This is a genomic window from Acetobacter orientalis, assembly GCF_000963965.1.
Classification (GTDB): Bacteria; Pseudomonadota; Alphaproteobacteria; order Acetobacterales; family Acetobacteraceae; genus Acetobacter; species Acetobacter orientalis.
The window spans coordinates 1-14,911 of the sequence record NZ_BAMX01000009.1 but is presented as its reverse complement, the minus strand read 5'-3'; the positions used below and the strand labels follow the sequence as shown (position 1 = coordinate 14,911).

General features: G+C 55.8%; 13 protein-coding genes. 5 read left to right on the top strand and 8 right to left on the bottom strand.

What is annotated here, in order from left to right; genetic code table 11:
* Positions 1 to 70: 70 nt before the first annotated feature.
* Together Abor_RS03535 and hemC are read right to left on the bottom strand one after the other, a co-directional pair.
* Positions 71 to 805 carry a uroporphyrinogen-III synthase gene (locus Abor_RS03535; RefSeq protein ID WP_084594353.1) on the bottom strand — a complete coding sequence of 245 codons (735 nt, stop codon included), beginning with the start codon at positions 803 to 805 and terminating at the stop codon, positions 71 to 73.
* Positions 806 to 862: 57 nt separating this feature from the next.
* Positions 863 to 1,936, bottom strand: coding sequence for a hydroxymethylbilane synthase (hemC, locus tag Abor_RS03530; protein WP_048840468.1), 1,074 nt, complete (start codon positions 1,934 to 1,936; stop codon positions 863 to 865).
* A gap of 320 nt (positions 1,937 to 2,256) precedes the next feature.
* On the opposite strand from hemC, the gene tsaD reads away from it, so the two are divergent.
* Positions 2,257 to 3,327 (top strand): tRNA (adenosine(37)-N6)-threonylcarbamoyltransferase complex transferase subunit TsaD, encoded by a 1,071-nt coding sequence (tsaD, locus tag Abor_RS03525; RefSeq protein WP_048840491.1) that lies wholly within the window; start codon positions 2,257 to 2,259, stop codon positions 3,325 to 3,327.
* Positions 3,324 to 4,145, top strand: a complete 822-nt coding sequence (locus Abor_RS03520) for a 23S rRNA (adenine(2030)-N(6))-methyltransferase RlmJ (RefSeq protein ID WP_048840467.1) — start codon at positions 3,324 to 3,326, stop codon at positions 4,143 to 4,145. Before tsaD ends, Abor_RS03520 begins: the two co-directional genes overlap by 4 nt.
* Positions 4,146 to 4,244: 99 nt before the next feature.
* Here Abor_RS03520 and Abor_RS03515 read toward each other — a convergent pair whose 3' ends face one another.
* The 3 genes from Abor_RS03515 to Abor_RS03505 are packed head-to-tail and all read right to left on the bottom strand — an operon-like array spanning position 4,245 to position 8,712.
* Positions 4,245 to 4,958, bottom strand: a complete 714-nt coding sequence (locus tag Abor_RS03515) for a MarC family protein (protein ID WP_048840466.1) — start codon at positions 4,956 to 4,958, stop codon at positions 4,245 to 4,247.
* A 59-nt stretch (positions 4,959 to 5,017) separates the two neighbouring features.
* On the bottom strand, positions 5,018 to 7,069 hold the full coding sequence (locus Abor_RS03510; RefSeq protein WP_048840465.1) for a lysylphosphatidylglycerol synthase domain-containing protein: 2,052 nt from the start codon (positions 7,067 to 7,069) through the stop codon (positions 5,018 to 5,020).
* 17 nt (positions 7,070 to 7,086) lie between these two features.
* Positions 7,087 to 8,712 carry a lysine--tRNA ligase gene (locus Abor_RS03505; RefSeq protein WP_048840464.1) on the bottom strand — a complete coding sequence of 542 codons (1,626 nt, stop codon included), beginning with the start codon at positions 8,710 to 8,712 and terminating at the stop codon, positions 7,087 to 7,089.
* A 163-nt stretch (positions 8,713 to 8,875) separates the two neighbouring features.
* Between Abor_RS03505 and Abor_RS03500 the strand changes: the two genes are divergently transcribed.
* On the top strand, positions 8,876 to 9,628 hold the full coding sequence (locus Abor_RS03500; RefSeq protein ID WP_048840463.1) for a competence/damage-inducible protein A: 753 nt from the start codon (positions 8,876 to 8,878) through the stop codon (positions 9,626 to 9,628).
* Between the two features lie 35 nt (positions 9,629 to 9,663).
* Here the strand turns inward: Abor_RS03500 and Abor_RS03495 are convergent, their stop codons facing one another.
* From Abor_RS03495 to Abor_RS03485, 3 genes are all read right to left on the bottom strand, one after another.
* Complete coding sequence (locus Abor_RS03495) at positions 9,664 to 10,620, bottom strand: acetyl-CoA carboxylase carboxyltransferase subunit alpha (RefSeq protein WP_048840490.1); 957 nt, start codon at positions 10,618 to 10,620, stop codon at positions 9,664 to 9,666.
* 72 nt (positions 10,621 to 10,692) lie between these two features.
* Positions 10,693 to 11,628: a tyrosine recombinase gene (locus tag Abor_RS03490; RefSeq protein WP_048840462.1), complete on the bottom strand. Its 936-nt coding sequence runs from the start codon at positions 11,626 to 11,628 to the stop codon at positions 10,693 to 10,695.
* Positions 11,628 to 11,879, bottom strand: a complete 252-nt coding sequence (locus Abor_RS03485) for a hypothetical protein (protein ID WP_048840461.1) — start codon at positions 11,877 to 11,879, stop codon at positions 11,628 to 11,630. The genes Abor_RS03490 and Abor_RS03485 overlap by 1 nt, the downstream gene beginning before the upstream one ends.
* Positions 11,880 to 11,942: 63 nt before the next feature.
* Between Abor_RS03485 and aroB the strand changes: the two genes are divergently transcribed.
* Positions 11,943 to 13,676 carry a 3-dehydroquinate synthase gene (gene aroB / locus Abor_RS03480; protein WP_084594357.1) on the top strand — a complete coding sequence of 578 codons (1,734 nt, stop codon included), beginning with the start codon at positions 11,943 to 11,945 and terminating at the stop codon, positions 13,674 to 13,676.
* A 336-nt stretch (positions 13,677 to 14,012) separates the two neighbouring features.
* Positions 14,013 to 14,911 (top strand): hypothetical protein (locus Abor_RS03475; protein ID WP_048840460.1); only part of this gene is annotated, 899 nt, incomplete at its 3' end.

Here is a 14,911-nt window from a genome sequence, read left to right as displayed (position 1 = left end):
TAAACGGCCCCTCTGGCTTTTATGCCAAGTGGGCCGTTTTTTTATGGCTTATATGCAAGCAACTACAGACTTAAGCAGGGCGTGTACCCAACAATGCCAAAAGCGCTGTTGCATTGGGCTGTACAGCAACATGTACCTGCTGCCAGCCAGCGGCGCGCACTATATCGGCTGTTGCACCAGACAATACTAAAGCCGTTGTCTGTGCGGCAAAAGGCAGCACATCGGGCGGCAGGGCTTGCACCCATGCTTTGGCACTCTGGGCTGAAAAAAACAGGCTGTACCCAATACTCCCAGTCCTAAGCTGCTGCACAATAGCTGGCTCTATCTGGGCCACAGGCCGGGCGGCATAAGCCACCTGCCGCGTAACAGTAAAGCCCAAAGCCTGTAACTGGGTGGCAAGACTTACCCCCTGCCCCGCACCCGACAATAGTAAAAGCCGCTCTTGCTCAGGCACAACCATACGCGCAAGCAACGCCTGCAAATCTGCCGCATTGCCGTTAGCACTATAAACCTGCGTAAAGCCTGCCGCCTGCGCACGTTGGGCAGTGCGCGCGCCCACGGCAAAAACGGGTAGGTTTTTGGCAACCATGCCACATGCACACGCAATTGCCTGGCTGCTGGTAAGCACCAAAGCCGTTGGTGGCTTTGCTAAGGGAGGCAGTATATGCGCACTAATTTCTAACGCGGGGGAGGCATAGGCTTGCCAGCCCGCTTTTTGTACCGCCACCAGTGTTTCAGACAGGCCCGGTTCTGGCCGGGTTACCAAAACACCAATGCTTTTATATGGGTGTAAAAGCTGGCTCATGATGCTTGTAGGTGCGCCACAGCACACTTTACAACACGCTTGAGCCAGCGGGGCATGTTAGTTCTCTTCAAAAATATCCGCCGGGCTGTCGGCCCGCAGGCTTTTACCCAACTCATACCCAAGGCGTGCAGCATCGGCAGGCGCACCGCTAACGGCGCGCTTCAGCAAAAACGAGCCATCTTCCCGCGCGACCAAGCCTGTTAGGTGCAATTCTGGCTCGCCACCTGCCACAACGGGAATAAGCTGGGCGTAACCGCCAATAGGGGTACGGCAAGACCCATCAAGCTCGGCCAACAAAGCACGCTCTGCTGTTGCAACAGCACGAGCCTCGTAGTCTTCAATGGCTGAGAGCAGTTCGCGGAGTTCAATATCGTCTTCGCGCACGGTTACGCCCACAATACCTTGGCCTGCGGCGGGCACCATAACGGTAGGGTCAAGCACAATATCGGCCCGCTCTGCCATGCCAAGGCGACGTAGCCCAGCCAGAGCCAGCAATGTGGCATCGCACTGGCGGCCTGCCAGTTTATCGATTCGCGTTTGAACGTTGCCACGCAGCAAACCAAATTTAAGGTCGGGGCGGGCATGCAGCATTTGCGCCTGCCTTCGCACAGATGAGCACCCAACCACAGCACCTTGTGGTAGAGCTGAATACGGGTCATCTGGGTCGGTCTGGGCTAGGTCTGGGCCAAGTATCAGCGCATCACGCGCGTCTTCACGCTTTAGGGTGCAGGCCAGCACAAGGCCGGGGGGCAGTTCTGTCTCAAGGTCTTTAAGGCTATGTACCGCAAAATCTATGCGGCCATCTGCCAAGGCTTCATGAATTTCTTTTGCAAACAGGCCCTTGCCGCCAATTTCAGCCAGCCGTCTGTCTTGCACCTGGTCGCCTGTGGTATTGATCTGGTGCTCCTGAAAAGCCCCCATATCGCGCAATACCGGGCAAAAGCGTGTCAGCATGGTCAGAAACGCACGCGTCTGAACCAGTGCAAGCGGAGACCCACGGGTTCCGACACGGAGGGGCAGATGACGGCGGGTAGAATGCCCGGCTGTCTTTTTCTGGCGTGCCGCCGCTTCCGCCGCAACTTTTTGCAACGCGGGCGAGAGGGCGGGAGAGGAAGGGTAGGCTGAGTCCATAAGATGTGTCTATTACCGGGAATGATAAAAGGACAAGCAGCCATGATGCCCGGCAGGTCTGAAAACTTTGCGCCCCCGGTGGCCATAGTGCCCCGTTACGTGCCATTGCGCACACGCAACGCTTTAGCCTGCCCTTATACAGCATTGCTGCAAAATACGGGAGAGAACACAGTATGATGGCGGTCAGCAGCCAGTTTTCAGGCTTACCCGGCACCCCTCACACCGCCACGCCAGACCCTTTGGCTACAAACCCGACCACCAGCCATGCGCCCCAAACATCTGCAACCAAACCAGAGCAGAAAAGCGGTGTTTACGGGCCTGTGTTAGCCATAGAATCGTCTTGCGATGAAACCGCCTGCGCGATTCTCTCGCCCGATGGCACCTGTTTAGCCCAACGCGTTGTCTCCCAAGATGGCCACGCAGACTTTGGCGGCGTTGTGCCAGAAATTGCCGCCCGTGCCCATTTGGCCCTGCTACCCGGCTTGGTGCAGGCCACCTTGCACGATGCAGGCTTAACCGCAGAGCAAATAGGCTTTGTAGCCGCCAGTACCGGGCCGGGGCTTATTGGCGGGCTTATTGTAGGCGCTGGTTTTGGCAAGGGGCTGGCCTTGGCATTGGGTAAACCCTTTGTGGCCGTAAACCATGTTGAAGCCCACGCCCTAACCGCCCGCTTACCCGGCCTTGTAGCCGGTGGGGCCCCTTTTCCGTATTTACTGCTGCTTGTTTCTGGCGGGCATTGCCAGTGCATTGCCGTTGAAGGCGTTGGCCAATACCGCAAGCTAGGTGGCACCATAGATGACGCCGCAGGTGAGGCATTTGATAAAGTGGCCAAAATGCTAGGCTTAGGGTGGCCCGGTGGCCCAGAGCTTGAAAAACTAGCACAGGAGGGAGACCCCAAAGCCATACCCTTACCCCGCCCCTTGCTAGGCCGCGCGGGGTGTGACTTCTCTTTCTCTGGCCTTAAAACTGCGCTCTCTCAAAAACTAGCGCCTTATGGGCACACGGCCCTACCCCGCCAATTTGCCGCAGACCTTGCCGCCTCTTTCCAGCAAGCGGTGGCAGATGTGGTGGCAGACCGCATAGAGCACGCCCTAAACATGATGCCCGAGGCCCAGCTTTTGGTATGTGCCGGTGGTGTTGCCGCCAACAAAGTGCTACGCGCCCGGTTGGAAGAGGTAGCCGCAGCCCATTCTTTACGTTTTGCCGCCCCGCCCTTACGCCTGTGCACAGACAACGCCGTTATGGTGGGCTGGGCCGCCCTAGAAACCTGCCAAGAGGCAGCCGCCCGTGGCCTACCCCACCCCGATGACAGCACAACCCGCCCCCGCCCCCGTTGGCCATTAGAAGATATGGCCCAACGCTTTACACCCCCACAGGATACGCTTGCATGAACTACCGCCACGCCTACCACGCAGGCAATTTTGCAGACTGCATGAAACACGCCCTGTTGGTTTCTCTGCTAGGCAGTTTTTTGCGCAAGCCCGCCCCTTTTGTGGTGCTAGACACCCACGCAGGCATTGGCCGTTACGACCTGAATAGCCTTGAGGCTGAAAAAACACAGGAATGGCAAAGCGGCATTGGCTTGCTTACGCATGAAGGGCCAGATAGCCCCTTAGCCCCGTGGCTGGAACTGGTAAAAAAAGCTGGCGGGCCGCAAATTTACCCCGGTTCTCCATTACTCAGCGCCCTTATGCTGCGCCCGCAAGATGAGCTGATTTGCTGCGAAAAGCACCCCGAAGATAAACGCACCCTCTATGGTCGCTTTACCCGCATGCCCAATGTTGTGGTGCATGAGCGCGACGGTTACGAGGCCCTGCGCGGCCTACTCCCACCCAAAACAGCCAAACGCGGCTTGGTGCTCATAGACCCCCCTTTTGAAGAACCCGATGAATTTAGCCGGCTGGAGCAAGCCGTACAAACCATACAGGCCCGTTTTCCAACCGGCATTATTGCTATTTGGTACCCTATTAAGCACCGCACGCCTGTACGGGCCTTTTTTACAGCCCTGCAAGATGCTGGTGTGCGCGACATGCTGGCCGCTGAATTACTCATGCAACCCGCAACGGACCCCACAACCCTAAACGGGGCTGGGCTATTGGTCATAAAGCCGCCTTTTGGCTTTGCCGCACAGGCAGAAGCCCAACTGGCACGCCTTAAAACAGTGCTGCACGCGCAAGACTACAGTGTTACGCAAATAAGCCCCGAATAAAAAAGGCCGCCCTTTTAGGCGGCTTTTAATTGGGTACAAAACATAAGCTTATGTTGCAGAAAAAGCGACACAGCACAGGTGTAGTGGCCTTGGTGGCCACTACTTCATGGCATGCCAGATTTGGAGTGCATAACCCTGCACACCAGCTGCTAAAATTTGCACCCCAATGCACAACAGCACCAACGCCGCCATACGGCTGACAATACGTGTGCCCGTAACCCCTAAAAAGGACACCAGTTTTTCTGAACTGGAATAGGTGACCCACACAATAGCCACCACACAAACGGCCGCGAATGTAACGCCTAGCTCATACGGCAAAAAAGGCTGGTCTGGTGGGCAGCCAGACCCCAAGGCAATGGCCACGGCAATAGTACCCGGCCCCACCGTAAAAGGCATAGCCAACGGAAAAAATGCCGAATCTGACCAGTTGGGGGCCATAACGGTTTTACCGCCCTGCAAAGCCTGCTTTTCTTTTTTGGCTTCCATCGTTTCGGGGCTTTGCAGCAAGTTCCAGGCACGCACGGCCACAACCAACCCACCAGCCACACGTAACGCGCTTACGGTAATACCAAAAAAGACCAGTACCTTTCCGCCCAACCAGACAGAAATCAGAATGATCATGAACGAGTAAAAGGCAACAAGCCTGCTTAGCGCCAGAATTTCGCGCTGGGAGCGGCCCGCTGTTGCCTGCGCAAAAATAAGAGAGGCCCCAAAGGGGTTAACAATGGAAAACAGCGCCGGAAATGCCAACAAAAAAGCCACTGTGGCAGAAGAGATGGCGCTACCTTGCAAAAACGAGAGCGTAAACGGCACGGAATAACCCCAAACCCGACCACCAAGGCCCGCGCTTAACAGGCCCCTGCGTGCATTGCCTACAACGCAGGAACAGAAGGCTCTGCGTTGCCGTCCTTATACGTAGCAACAAAACGCGATGCCAGAGCAATATCTTCTGCCGGATAACAGAAATTCAAATCTCCGTTTTCATCCAGCGGCCATACATTAAGGCCAATATCATCATAAATACGCAAAAACGGTGTACCCACTTGCCAGAACACAGGCTTTAAACCGTCTTGGCAGGCTAGGTCTCGCAGGCGCCATATCGCTGAAACACTGTCATCTTCAGCACCGGCGGGGTCTCCCAACCCAACTAAAAACGCACCCCTGTAACATATGGGTATAACAGCCTCTCCGCCCTCACCCGTTACGTATCCATCGGGGGAGATATTAGGCAGGGCTGGCATAGCGTGGTCTAGGGTTTGGTAGTGCTGCCACGCAGCATTGTCCCACGGTTTTACCTTTATGCGGCCCGGCAACATAAGGCGGCCAATAACCAAAAGAGCTAACACCACAGACAAAGCAACCGTCCAGCGCACAGCGCCGGAATAAGGCAGCACAAACACCATTTCCCACCAGCTTCCACCTGCATGGCGAGAGGCCAGCGCAATAACGCAGCCAAACAACAGCAACAGGCACAGTAAAGTGGGGGTAGAAAGTGGCTCGCTCAACAACCGGGCCCGCCGGTAATAGCAAGAGCGGAAAGGCGCTATCAAAAAAGCAGACAAGCCCAGCATAACCGGCACAAACACAGTATTACCACGCAAGAAGGTAATAACTGCGGCCAGCACCAACAGCCCCAGTGTTGCCCGCCATGCCAGTGTTACGCGTTGAGAAAGGCCAATAGCCAGCCCAATAAGCCCCACCCCCATAAGAGAGAGCAGATACGTGCTAATAGCGCTAGACCACGCAACCAAGGGGCCAGAAACAACGGCAAATTTGGCTACCGGGTCTAGCAGCACAAGGCAGATCAACATAATGCCACATAAAGACACGGTGCCCGTTGCGACAGCGACCGAAAACCCGGCCTCGCTCTCGCGCACTAATTGGCTCGGCCTGACGCGGCGCGGCTTTTGGGCCTGTTGCTGTTTTTTGGCTGCCAAGGCGTCATCTCCGCGCAAAAACAGCTCGTGCGCGGCAAACATAACCCCCGCCATAAATAGCGGAATAATGTAGTAAAACAGCCTAAAAATAAGCACCACACCCATAATTTGGGGCGCGGGCATATAAGGTGAAAGCGCCAACAACATGGCCCCGTCAAACACCCCAAGGCCACCGGGCACACTTGCCACCAGCCCTGCCGTGTAAGAGGCAATGTAAATTGCTAGAAAAGACCCGTAATCTATGTGTGCGCCAGGCGGCAGCAGCACAAAGGCAATAGCTGCCGTTGCTGCAACATCTGCTGCCGCAACAACCGTTTGCAGCACCGCCATAAGGGGCGATGGCAGGTCTATTGTCCAGCGTTTAAAGGTAAAGGTACGCACCTTAAAGGCCAGCCCAATATAGGCCAGCACGCAGGCCCATAGCAGTATGCCAATACCCGCCAACACAACACCGGGTATATGGCTACCCGCCATAGGGATAACTGATGGCTCCCACACCAGCACGCCGCCAATAAGCACGGCGGCACCCAACAGGTAGGTAGCAGAGCAAAAGGCAATAATCTGGGCAATACAAAAAGAGCTAACGCCCCAGTTACGGTACAGCCTGTACCGCACCGCAGCGCCAGAAACCGCAGAAAACCCTAAATTGTGCGACAATACATAAGAGCAAAACGCAGCAAACGCCGTGCGCTTAAAAGACAGGTGGCCATAGCCCACCTGCCTAACCGCCAACCGGTCGTAAAACGACAAAACAAAATAAGACAGAAAGGTACACGCCACCCCTAAAGCAAGCTGCTTGGTGGGTATGGCTTTTATGGCCTGCTTAATTTCTGCCAGCCGTAGGTGCCGCAACTCGTGCTGCACCACAACAATAGCGGCCACCATAAGCAACAGGCCCAGTAGGTGCGGCAGGTGTTTAAGCCACCGCTTACACCCCTGCGGCTTGGGCACTTGCCCCTGCCGTGTGTCCTGCCCGTTTTCTACCATGCCAACCTTAACCTGTTTCAGTGCTGCTCACGCAAAAGGGCTGCCTCTATCAAGGCTACGGTTTCTGCCACGCCGTACAACGCAACAAACCCCCCAAAACGTGGGCCTTCTTTCTGGCCAAGCAAGACTTCGTACAGGCAGCCAAACCAGCTTCTAAGCGGTTCAAACTCGTGGCGCTTACCAATTTCAAAAACCAAATTCTGTAAAGTAGAGGCATCTGCTGCCTCCCCTTCATAACCACGCAGCGCTTCGGCTAGGTCAACCAAGGCTGTGCGCTCTTTTTCGCTTGGCGCACGGAAGGTTTTGGCCGGGCGTACAAAATCTGCGTAGTAAGCAATGGCATGCTTAACCAAGCCCGCCAGCATAGGGTGGCTTTCAGGCGATACGGTGGCATCGTAGCGGCGTATAAAGCCCCACAGCACCTCTGGTGTTTCAGCATTGGCAACGCTGGCCAAGTTCAGCAACATGCCAAAAGAAACTGGAGACCCTGCATCTGCGGCAATGTCGCCCCCATTAATAAACCATGCGGGGTTAGCGCGTAGGTCGTTGCCTTTGGGGTCTTGCGCCTGAAGCTGTTTGGCTTTTTCAACGTGGGCCAAATAGTCATCTGCCGTTTTGGGAATAACGTCAAAATAAAGCCGTTTTGCGCGCTGGGGCTGGTTGAACATAAACTGCCCAAGGCTTTCCTGCGGCGCGTAACGCAGCCATTCCTCAACCGACAGGCCGTTACCTTTTGACTTAGAAATTTTCTGGCCCTGCTCGTCCAAAAACAGCTCGTAGGTCAGACCAGAGGGTGGTTCACCGCCCAGAATACGGCAAATTTTGCCAGACAGGCGCACACTATCAATCAGGTCTTTGCCTGACATTTCATAGTCAACACCCAACGCATACCAACGCATGGCCCAGTCGGCTTTCCACTGCATTTTTGCGTGGCCACCGGTTACAGGTGTTTCAAACACCTCCCCCGTTGCAGGGTCTGTCCAGCGTACAGTGCCAGCTACAGGGTCTACGGCATCCATTTTCACCTGCATGACCTCACCCGTGCGCGGGTGCAGCGGCAATACGGGGGAATAGGTTGCCCGGCGGTCTGGCCCTAATGTTGGGGCAATAACATTTACAACGTCTTCATGCACTTCAAGCACGCGCTTCAATGCGGCATCAAAGCGCCCGCCAGTATAATACGCAGTAGAAGAGGCAAATTCGTAATCAAAGCCAAAGCTGTCTAAAAAGCTGCACAGGCGGGCATTATTGTGTGCTGCAAACGAGTCGTGGGTGCCAAAGGGGTCTGGCACACGAGACAGCGGCTGACCGATAAATTTTTCCAGCATATCGCGGTTGGGCACATTGTCTGGCACCTTACGCAATGCGTCCATATCATCAGAAAACGCCAGCAGGCGTGAGGGGCGGCCAGTAAGGGCGGTGTAAGCCTGCCGCACCCAAGACGTGCGGGCAACCTCGCCAAACGTGCCAATATGCGGCAGGCCAGAGGGGCCGTAGCCTGTCTCTAGCAGTGCGGGGCGCGCATCATCGGTGGCACCCGCTTTGGCCGTGCGGGCCTCTACATGAGTGGCAAGTTTGCGCGCCTCCTCAAAAGGCCAGGCGCGCGGAAGGGTGGGTTCGGGTGCTGTACGGCTATCTGACATGGGGCGGAAGCTATGAACTGCACCGCACTTGGTCAATCTAAAAACAGCGTAAAACCCTTCCGCCTGATATTTTTCAGACCATTGACCCGTTTTAAGGGGCAGCCCATGCTACTGCCAAAGCACACGTTACCCCTTTTGGGTGTTGCTGAAAGGACAGTTTTTCATGCGCCGTACCGCCGCCCTTCTTTTGATTGGCAACGAAATTCTCTCTGGCCGCACACGAGACGACAATATTCAATATCTGGCCACCCGCCTTGGCGAGCTCGGTATACCCTTGCATGAAATTCGGGTTATTCCAGATATTCGCGAAACTATTGTGGCCAATGTCACAGACCTACGCGCCCGCTTTGATGAAGTGTTTACCACAGGCGGTATTGGCCCCACGCACGACGATATAACCGCTCCCTGCGTTGCCGAAGCCTTTGGTGTTGCGTGGGAATTTCACCCCGCCACGTACGACATGCTCAAAGAACAGTTTGGGGCAGACTTCAACCCAGCCCGCCAGCGCATGGCCAAGCTGCCACGCGGGGCCACCCCCATACCCAACCCTGTTTCTCGTGCACCGGGTTTTTCTATTGGCAATGTGCACGTTATGGCGGGCGTACCCCGCATTATGCGCGCCATGTTTGAAGAGCTGGCCCCTACTCTTAAACAGGGTGCCCCCGTATTTTCACGCACATGGCACACACTCAACCTATTTGAGGGCACCATTGCTGATGGGCTGGAAGCCATTCAAAACACCTACCCCCAGCTAGATCTTGGGTCTTACCCTTTCCACCGTGAAGATGGCAGGCGCGGCGTGGCCCTTGTGGCCAAAGGGCAGGACAAAGAGGCAGTCGAACAAGCCGCCCACGCCATTTATACGCTGCTCAAAGAAAAAGGCGGCGCCCCCCTTGAAGGAGAGCCACCGCCCTGAGCGCCTAAGGCCTTAAAAGCCTGACCTGTTACAAATCAGGTCAGGTTATCGCGCCCCATTGCCAAGAATTTCTCCCGGCGGAGTTCTTTCAAGCGAGCGGGCGCTAAAGGCAGCAGAGCCTTCAGTTCCTCCGCCAGCACTTTATGCACAGACGCAAGCGCGCTTTGCGGGTCACGCTGCGCACCGCCAACTGGCTCACTAATAATACGGTCTACCAAGCCCAAACGGTGCAGGTCTTGGGCGGTAAGGCGCAAGGTTTCTGCTGCTGTGCTGGCCTGTTTGGGGTCACGCCACAAAATAGACGCACACGCTTCGGGTGAGATCACGGAGTAGATTGCGTGCTCAAGCATAAGTACGCGGTCACCCGCACCAAGCGCCACAGCGCCGCCAGACCCACCTTCACCAATAACAGTCGCAATTAAGGGTACCGGGGCTTCAAGGCAGACCTCAATAGAGCGGGCAATGGCTTCGGCCTGCCCGCGCTCTTCTGCATCAATACCCGGCCACGCGCCTGCTGTGTCAATAAAGGTGAGGATAGGCAGCTTAAAACGGCCAGCCAGCTTCACCAGACGCTGCGCTTTGCGGTAGCCTTCGGGGCGCGCCATGCCAAAGTTATGCGCCAGACGCGTTTCAAGGTCAGAACCGCGCTCTGTGCCAATAACCACCACAGGTGTGCCATCAAAGCGGCCAATACCGCCAATAATAGCTTTATCATCAGCATAGAGCCTGTCACCCGCAAGAGGGGTGAACTCGGTCAGCAGGGTGCTGATATAGTCCTGCGTGTGGGGGCGCTGAGCATGCCGCGCAACCTGTACCTTCTGCCAAGGCGTAAGCTTGGCATAAATGGTGCGCAGGTGCTTTTCCGCCTTATCCTGAAGGCGGGCGGTCTCTTCTGCAATATTGACCCCGTGCGGGTCGGTCATTTGCCGCAGTTCGTCGATCTTGTTCTCAAGTTCGGCGACGGGCTTTTCGAAATCCAGGAACTGACGCATGGCCAAAGCGGATAGCACAGTCACACATAAAACCAAGAGACTTCGTGCATCTCAAATGCAGATATCAGGCGCTTAGCCTGTTTTTTGCGCTGTTTTGTCTGGCTGTGTGGCGAGGGGGTGATAGGCTTCCACCGCCTGTTTCAGCCGTTCTGTCTGCACGTGGGTGTAAATCTGGGTTGTGGCGATATCTGCATGGCCCAGCAGCATTTGCAGGGCGCGCAGGTCGGCCCCATGCGCCAATAAATGCGTAGCAAAAGAGTGCCGTAAAACATGCGGAGACAAACGCTGCGGGTCGAGTCCCGCACGCAACCCCACTTCATGCAAAATTTTATCAAAGGCTTGGCGGGTTAAAGCCCGTTTGGCGTCCCGCCCCGGAAACAGCCATGGGCTTTCGCGCCATGCATCACACGCATAAAGGGCCAAGGCAGCTTCACGCGCGCTTTCAGAAATAGGCACCAGTCGCTCCCGCCCCCCTTTACCGCGAATCAGGAGCATGGGTTTATCTGCCCGCAGGGCTTCACGCGGTAGAGTCAGCAACTCCGTAATACGCAGGCCAGAAGCATAAAGCAGTTCAAGCGCTGCACGGGCCACCAGCGCCCTACGCTTTTGGGCAATACTCGCCCCTTCTGGGGCGCTACAGGCTTCTAGCAACGCCACCACTTCGGATTCGGATAAAAAATGCGGCAGCGTTGCTTCAGGCCGGGGGGCATCTAGGTTTGCGGCCGGGTTGTCTTTTCTTACCCCTTCACGCAGCAAAAAAAGATAGAACTGCTTTAAGCATGAAAGCCTGCGGGCCACCGTACGGCGGCTTTGGCCATCTAGGCTTAAATCTGCCAACCACGCGGCCAGTTCCTCTGCTTTGGCATAGACAGGCAACACGCCCTGCGCTGCCAAAAATGCCGTGCAGGACTCCAGATCAGCACTATAGGCTAAAAGCGTGTTAGGCGATGCCGCGCGCTCTGCCGCCAGCATCTCCAAAAACAGTTCAACCTCGTGCCCTACAGCCATTAATGCGCCGCGGGGGCCGGCGTAACGGGCGCTCCCTGCGGTGCAGGGCTAAGCGGGGTTACAAGGGGGGCTGGCGGGGGCGGGGGCACAGGTGTGGTTGGGGCCTGCACAGCCTGCTGCGGGGCTTGCAGCGGTATATCACGGTGCACAGGCTGTGGCACCGGCGCATGGCCAGACAGACCAAGAGACGCAATACCGCCTACAAAAGCAATGCAAACCACCGCGACAATAACAAGAACCATGCGGCTCATACTTTAAGCTCCCTGCTAACAGAGGTAGATGTGTTCTTTCTGCTCTATGGTAAGCTGCGGTTCATGTCATCACGTATCTCGTCACCTTCCTCCGACACGGCGGACCCCCCGCCCATTCCCCTCGACCTTGAAAGGGTAGGCCGCCGCCATAGTGGCGGGCTTATTCCCTCAGGGCGCACCATTGTTCTTGTAGGCCTTATGGGCGCGGGCAAGACCACCATTGGCCGCAGGCTGGCAGTACGCCTTGGCCTGCCCTTTGTTGATGCCGATGTGGAAATAGAACGCGCCGCTGGCTGCTCTATTGCTGATGTGTTCCGACTCTACGGCGAACCTGCCTTCCGAGATGGCGAGCGGCGCGTTATCCGCCGCCTGCTTGAAGGCCCCCCAATGGTACTGGCCACTGGCGGCGGTGCCTTTATGGATGCCAGCACCCGCGCTTTAGTGCGCGAGCGGGCTATTTCCATCTGGCTACGTTGCCCCCTGCCCGTGCTTTTGCGGCGCGTGCAAGGGCGCAGCCACCGCCCCCTTTTAAACGAGGCCTCCCCGCGGGATGTGCTGGCGCGCCTTATGACGATACGCCACCCCTTCTACGCCGAAGCCGATATTGTTGTTGATTGTGGAGAGCACAACGTGGACTACAGCACGACGCGCGTTATTGAAGCCCTAGCCCTTTCCCGCAGGCCAGTGCAGCTACCCATTACCCTTAGCAACGCACGGTATGATGTGGTTATTGGCACTGGCCTTATCAGCCGCGCGGGTGCTCTTCTGGCCCCGCTTCTGCCACAGAAAAACGTTGTCATCATCACAGATGAAAACGTTGCGGCACGACACCTCCCCAAACTGCACGATTCGCTCTCAGAGACCAACATCACCTTCCGTACACTCGTGGTGAAGCCGGGCGAGCACTCCAAAAGTTTTGCAACCTATGAAAGGTTGGTTAACGACATTCTGGAAAGTGGTGTTGAGCGCAAAACCACCATTATTGCCTTTGGTGGCGGCGTAGTCGGCGATCTTGCTGGCTTTATTGCCGCATCAACCCTGCGCGGCCTGCCATTTGTGCAAATTCCCACCACTCTGCTGTCTCAGGTCGATTCCTCAGTTGGCGGCAAAACGGGCATTAACACACGCTGGGGCAAAAACCTTGTTGGCGCCTTTCATCAACCGCTTTGCGTACTTGCTGATACAGCCGCCCTTGCCACCCTCCCCTGGCGCGAACTGGTTGCAGGCTACGCTGAAATTGTGAAGTCCGGCCTAATTGGTGACCCCGCACTTTTTGAATGGTGCGAGAAAAACGGTGCCGCCGTACTAGACGGAGACCCAGAGGCACAAATTGAAGCCGTACGGCAAGCCTGCGCCTTTAAAGCCTGTGTCGTTGCCGCAGATGAGCGTGAACAACAAAGTAGTAATGGTCGCGCCCTGCTCAATTTAGGGCACACGTTTGGCCACGCCCTTGAGGCCGAGTTGGGCTACGATGGCCGCCTCTTACATGGTGAGGCTGTGGCCATAGGCCTTAACCTTGCCTTTGCTCTTTCTGTACGGTTGGGCCTATGCCCCCAAACCGACCTAGACCGAGTCACGGCGCATTTAACCCGCCTTAAAATGCCCACACATATTCGTGACCTCGCCCATACTTTCAGCGCCAAAGGCCTGATGGCCCACATGCAGCGCGACAAAAAAATGCAAGATGGCAAGCTGTCTTTCGTGCTCACGCACGGCATTGGTCAGGCCTTCACAACCCGTGATGTTCCACCAGAAGCAGTGCAAGACGTGTTGCTGGCCGATGGGTGCCAACCCTAAATTCATTGCATTTACAACACACTACGTTGCACAGACGTTGCAGCGCCCTAATTTAGCCGTATTTACGCAAGAGATGGGGCGCTGCATTGGCTAGATACTCTCTCCTTAACAAGTCGTGGCCGCCCGAATACTACACAATACTGCAACAGCGCATCGCCTCACCGCTATAAACTGTTGCAAATACACCACGGTCACTCCGCCTAATCGCACCCAATGCACAGGTTATGGTTTCTCTGAGGGAACCTCTCGTTTTATACGGCTTTAGGCATCTTGCTGGCTTTGATCGCTAAATGGTTAACGACACAGTCGAACAGATGAAATATTGAGGGCAGAAACATGCGTCTCCGTACCGCGTTACTTGCGACAACACTAATGGCAGCGGCTCCGGCGGCCGCATTTGCAACCACAATCACAGGCCCCTACGTTGACCTAGGTGGTGGTTACAATCTGGTTCAGAACCAACACGCCCACACTTCCGGCTTTGGTGGTGGCGCGTCTTCCAACGAAAACGTAACGTCTTCTCAGTTCCGTCACGGCACAGGCTTTACTGGCTTTGGTGCATTTGGCTGGGGCTTTGGCAATGGCCTGCGCGCTGAGGTTGAAGGGGTTTATAACTACTCCAACATCAACCATCAGGGTGGCACATCTGTACCAGGCCGTACCCGTGGTAGCGACCAGTCTTACGGCGGCTTTATCAACGTACTGTACGATATCGACCTGAAACAGTTCGGTATTGATGCGCCTGTTACACCGTTTGTTGGCGTTGGTGCAGGTTACCTGTGGCAGCATTATAACCCCACAACTACAACCTACAACAATGTTAACACTAGCCGCCTTGGCGGTACAAATGGTGGCTTTGCTTATCAGGGTATTGTTGGTGCCGCTTACGACACGGGCATTCCCGGCTTCCAGATTACGACAGAATACCGCATGATCGGCCAGCCCGGCTCTTTCACTGACGGTTCTTTCACATCTACAGCCAACTATGCAAACGGTGCTAAAGGGCGTGGCAACACCAACTTTGACCACCGCTTTAACCACCAGTTCATTCTGGGTCTGCGCTATGCGTTTGACACAGCACCACCACCACCACCACCAGCACCTGTTGTCGCAGCACCCGCTCCGCTGCCAGCACGCTCTTACCTCGTGTTCTTCGATTGGGATAAATCTGTCCTGAGCGCACGTGCACGCCAGATCGTTGCTGAAGCTGCACAGGCTTCTACCCACGTTCAGAC

Bases quoted from the DNA above. Each gene is read 5' to 3' on its own strand.
- Abor_RS03535 (WP_084594353.1), bottom strand. From the start codon at position 805: ATGAGCCAGCTTTTACACCCATATAAAAGCATTGGTGTTTTGGTAACC.
- hemC (WP_048840468.1), bottom strand. From the start codon at position 1,936: ATGGACTCAGCCTACCCTTCCTCTCCCGCCCTCTCGCCCGCGTTGCAA.
- Abor_RS03520 (WP_048840467.1), top strand. From the start codon at position 3,324: ATGAACTACCGCCACGCCTACCACGCAGGCAATTTTGCAGACTGCATG.
- Abor_RS03510 (WP_048840465.1), bottom strand. From the start codon at position 7,069: ATGGTAGAAAACGGGCAGGACACACGGCAGGGGCAAGTGCCCAAGCCG.
- Abor_RS03505 (WP_048840464.1), bottom strand. From the start codon at position 8,712: ATGTCAGATAGCCGTACAGCACCCGAACCCACCCTTCCGCGCGCCTGG.
- Abor_RS03500 (WP_048840463.1), top strand. From the start codon at position 8,876: ATGCGCCGTACCGCCGCCCTTCTTTTGATTGGCAACGAAATTCTCTCT.
- Abor_RS03495 (WP_048840490.1), bottom strand. From the start codon at position 10,620: ATGCGTCAGTTCCTGGATTTCGAAAAGCCCGTCGCCGAACTTGAGAAC.
- Abor_RS03490 (WP_048840462.1), bottom strand. From the start codon at position 11,628: ATGGCTGTAGGGCACGAGGTTGAACTGTTTTTGGAGATGCTGGCGGCA.
- Abor_RS03485 (WP_048840461.1), bottom strand. From the start codon at position 11,879: ATGAGCCGCATGGTTCTTGTTATTGTCGCGGTGGTTTGCATTGCTTTT.
- aroB (WP_084594357.1), top strand. From the start codon at position 11,943: ATGTCATCACGTATCTCGTCACCTTCCTCCGACACGGCGGACCCCCCG.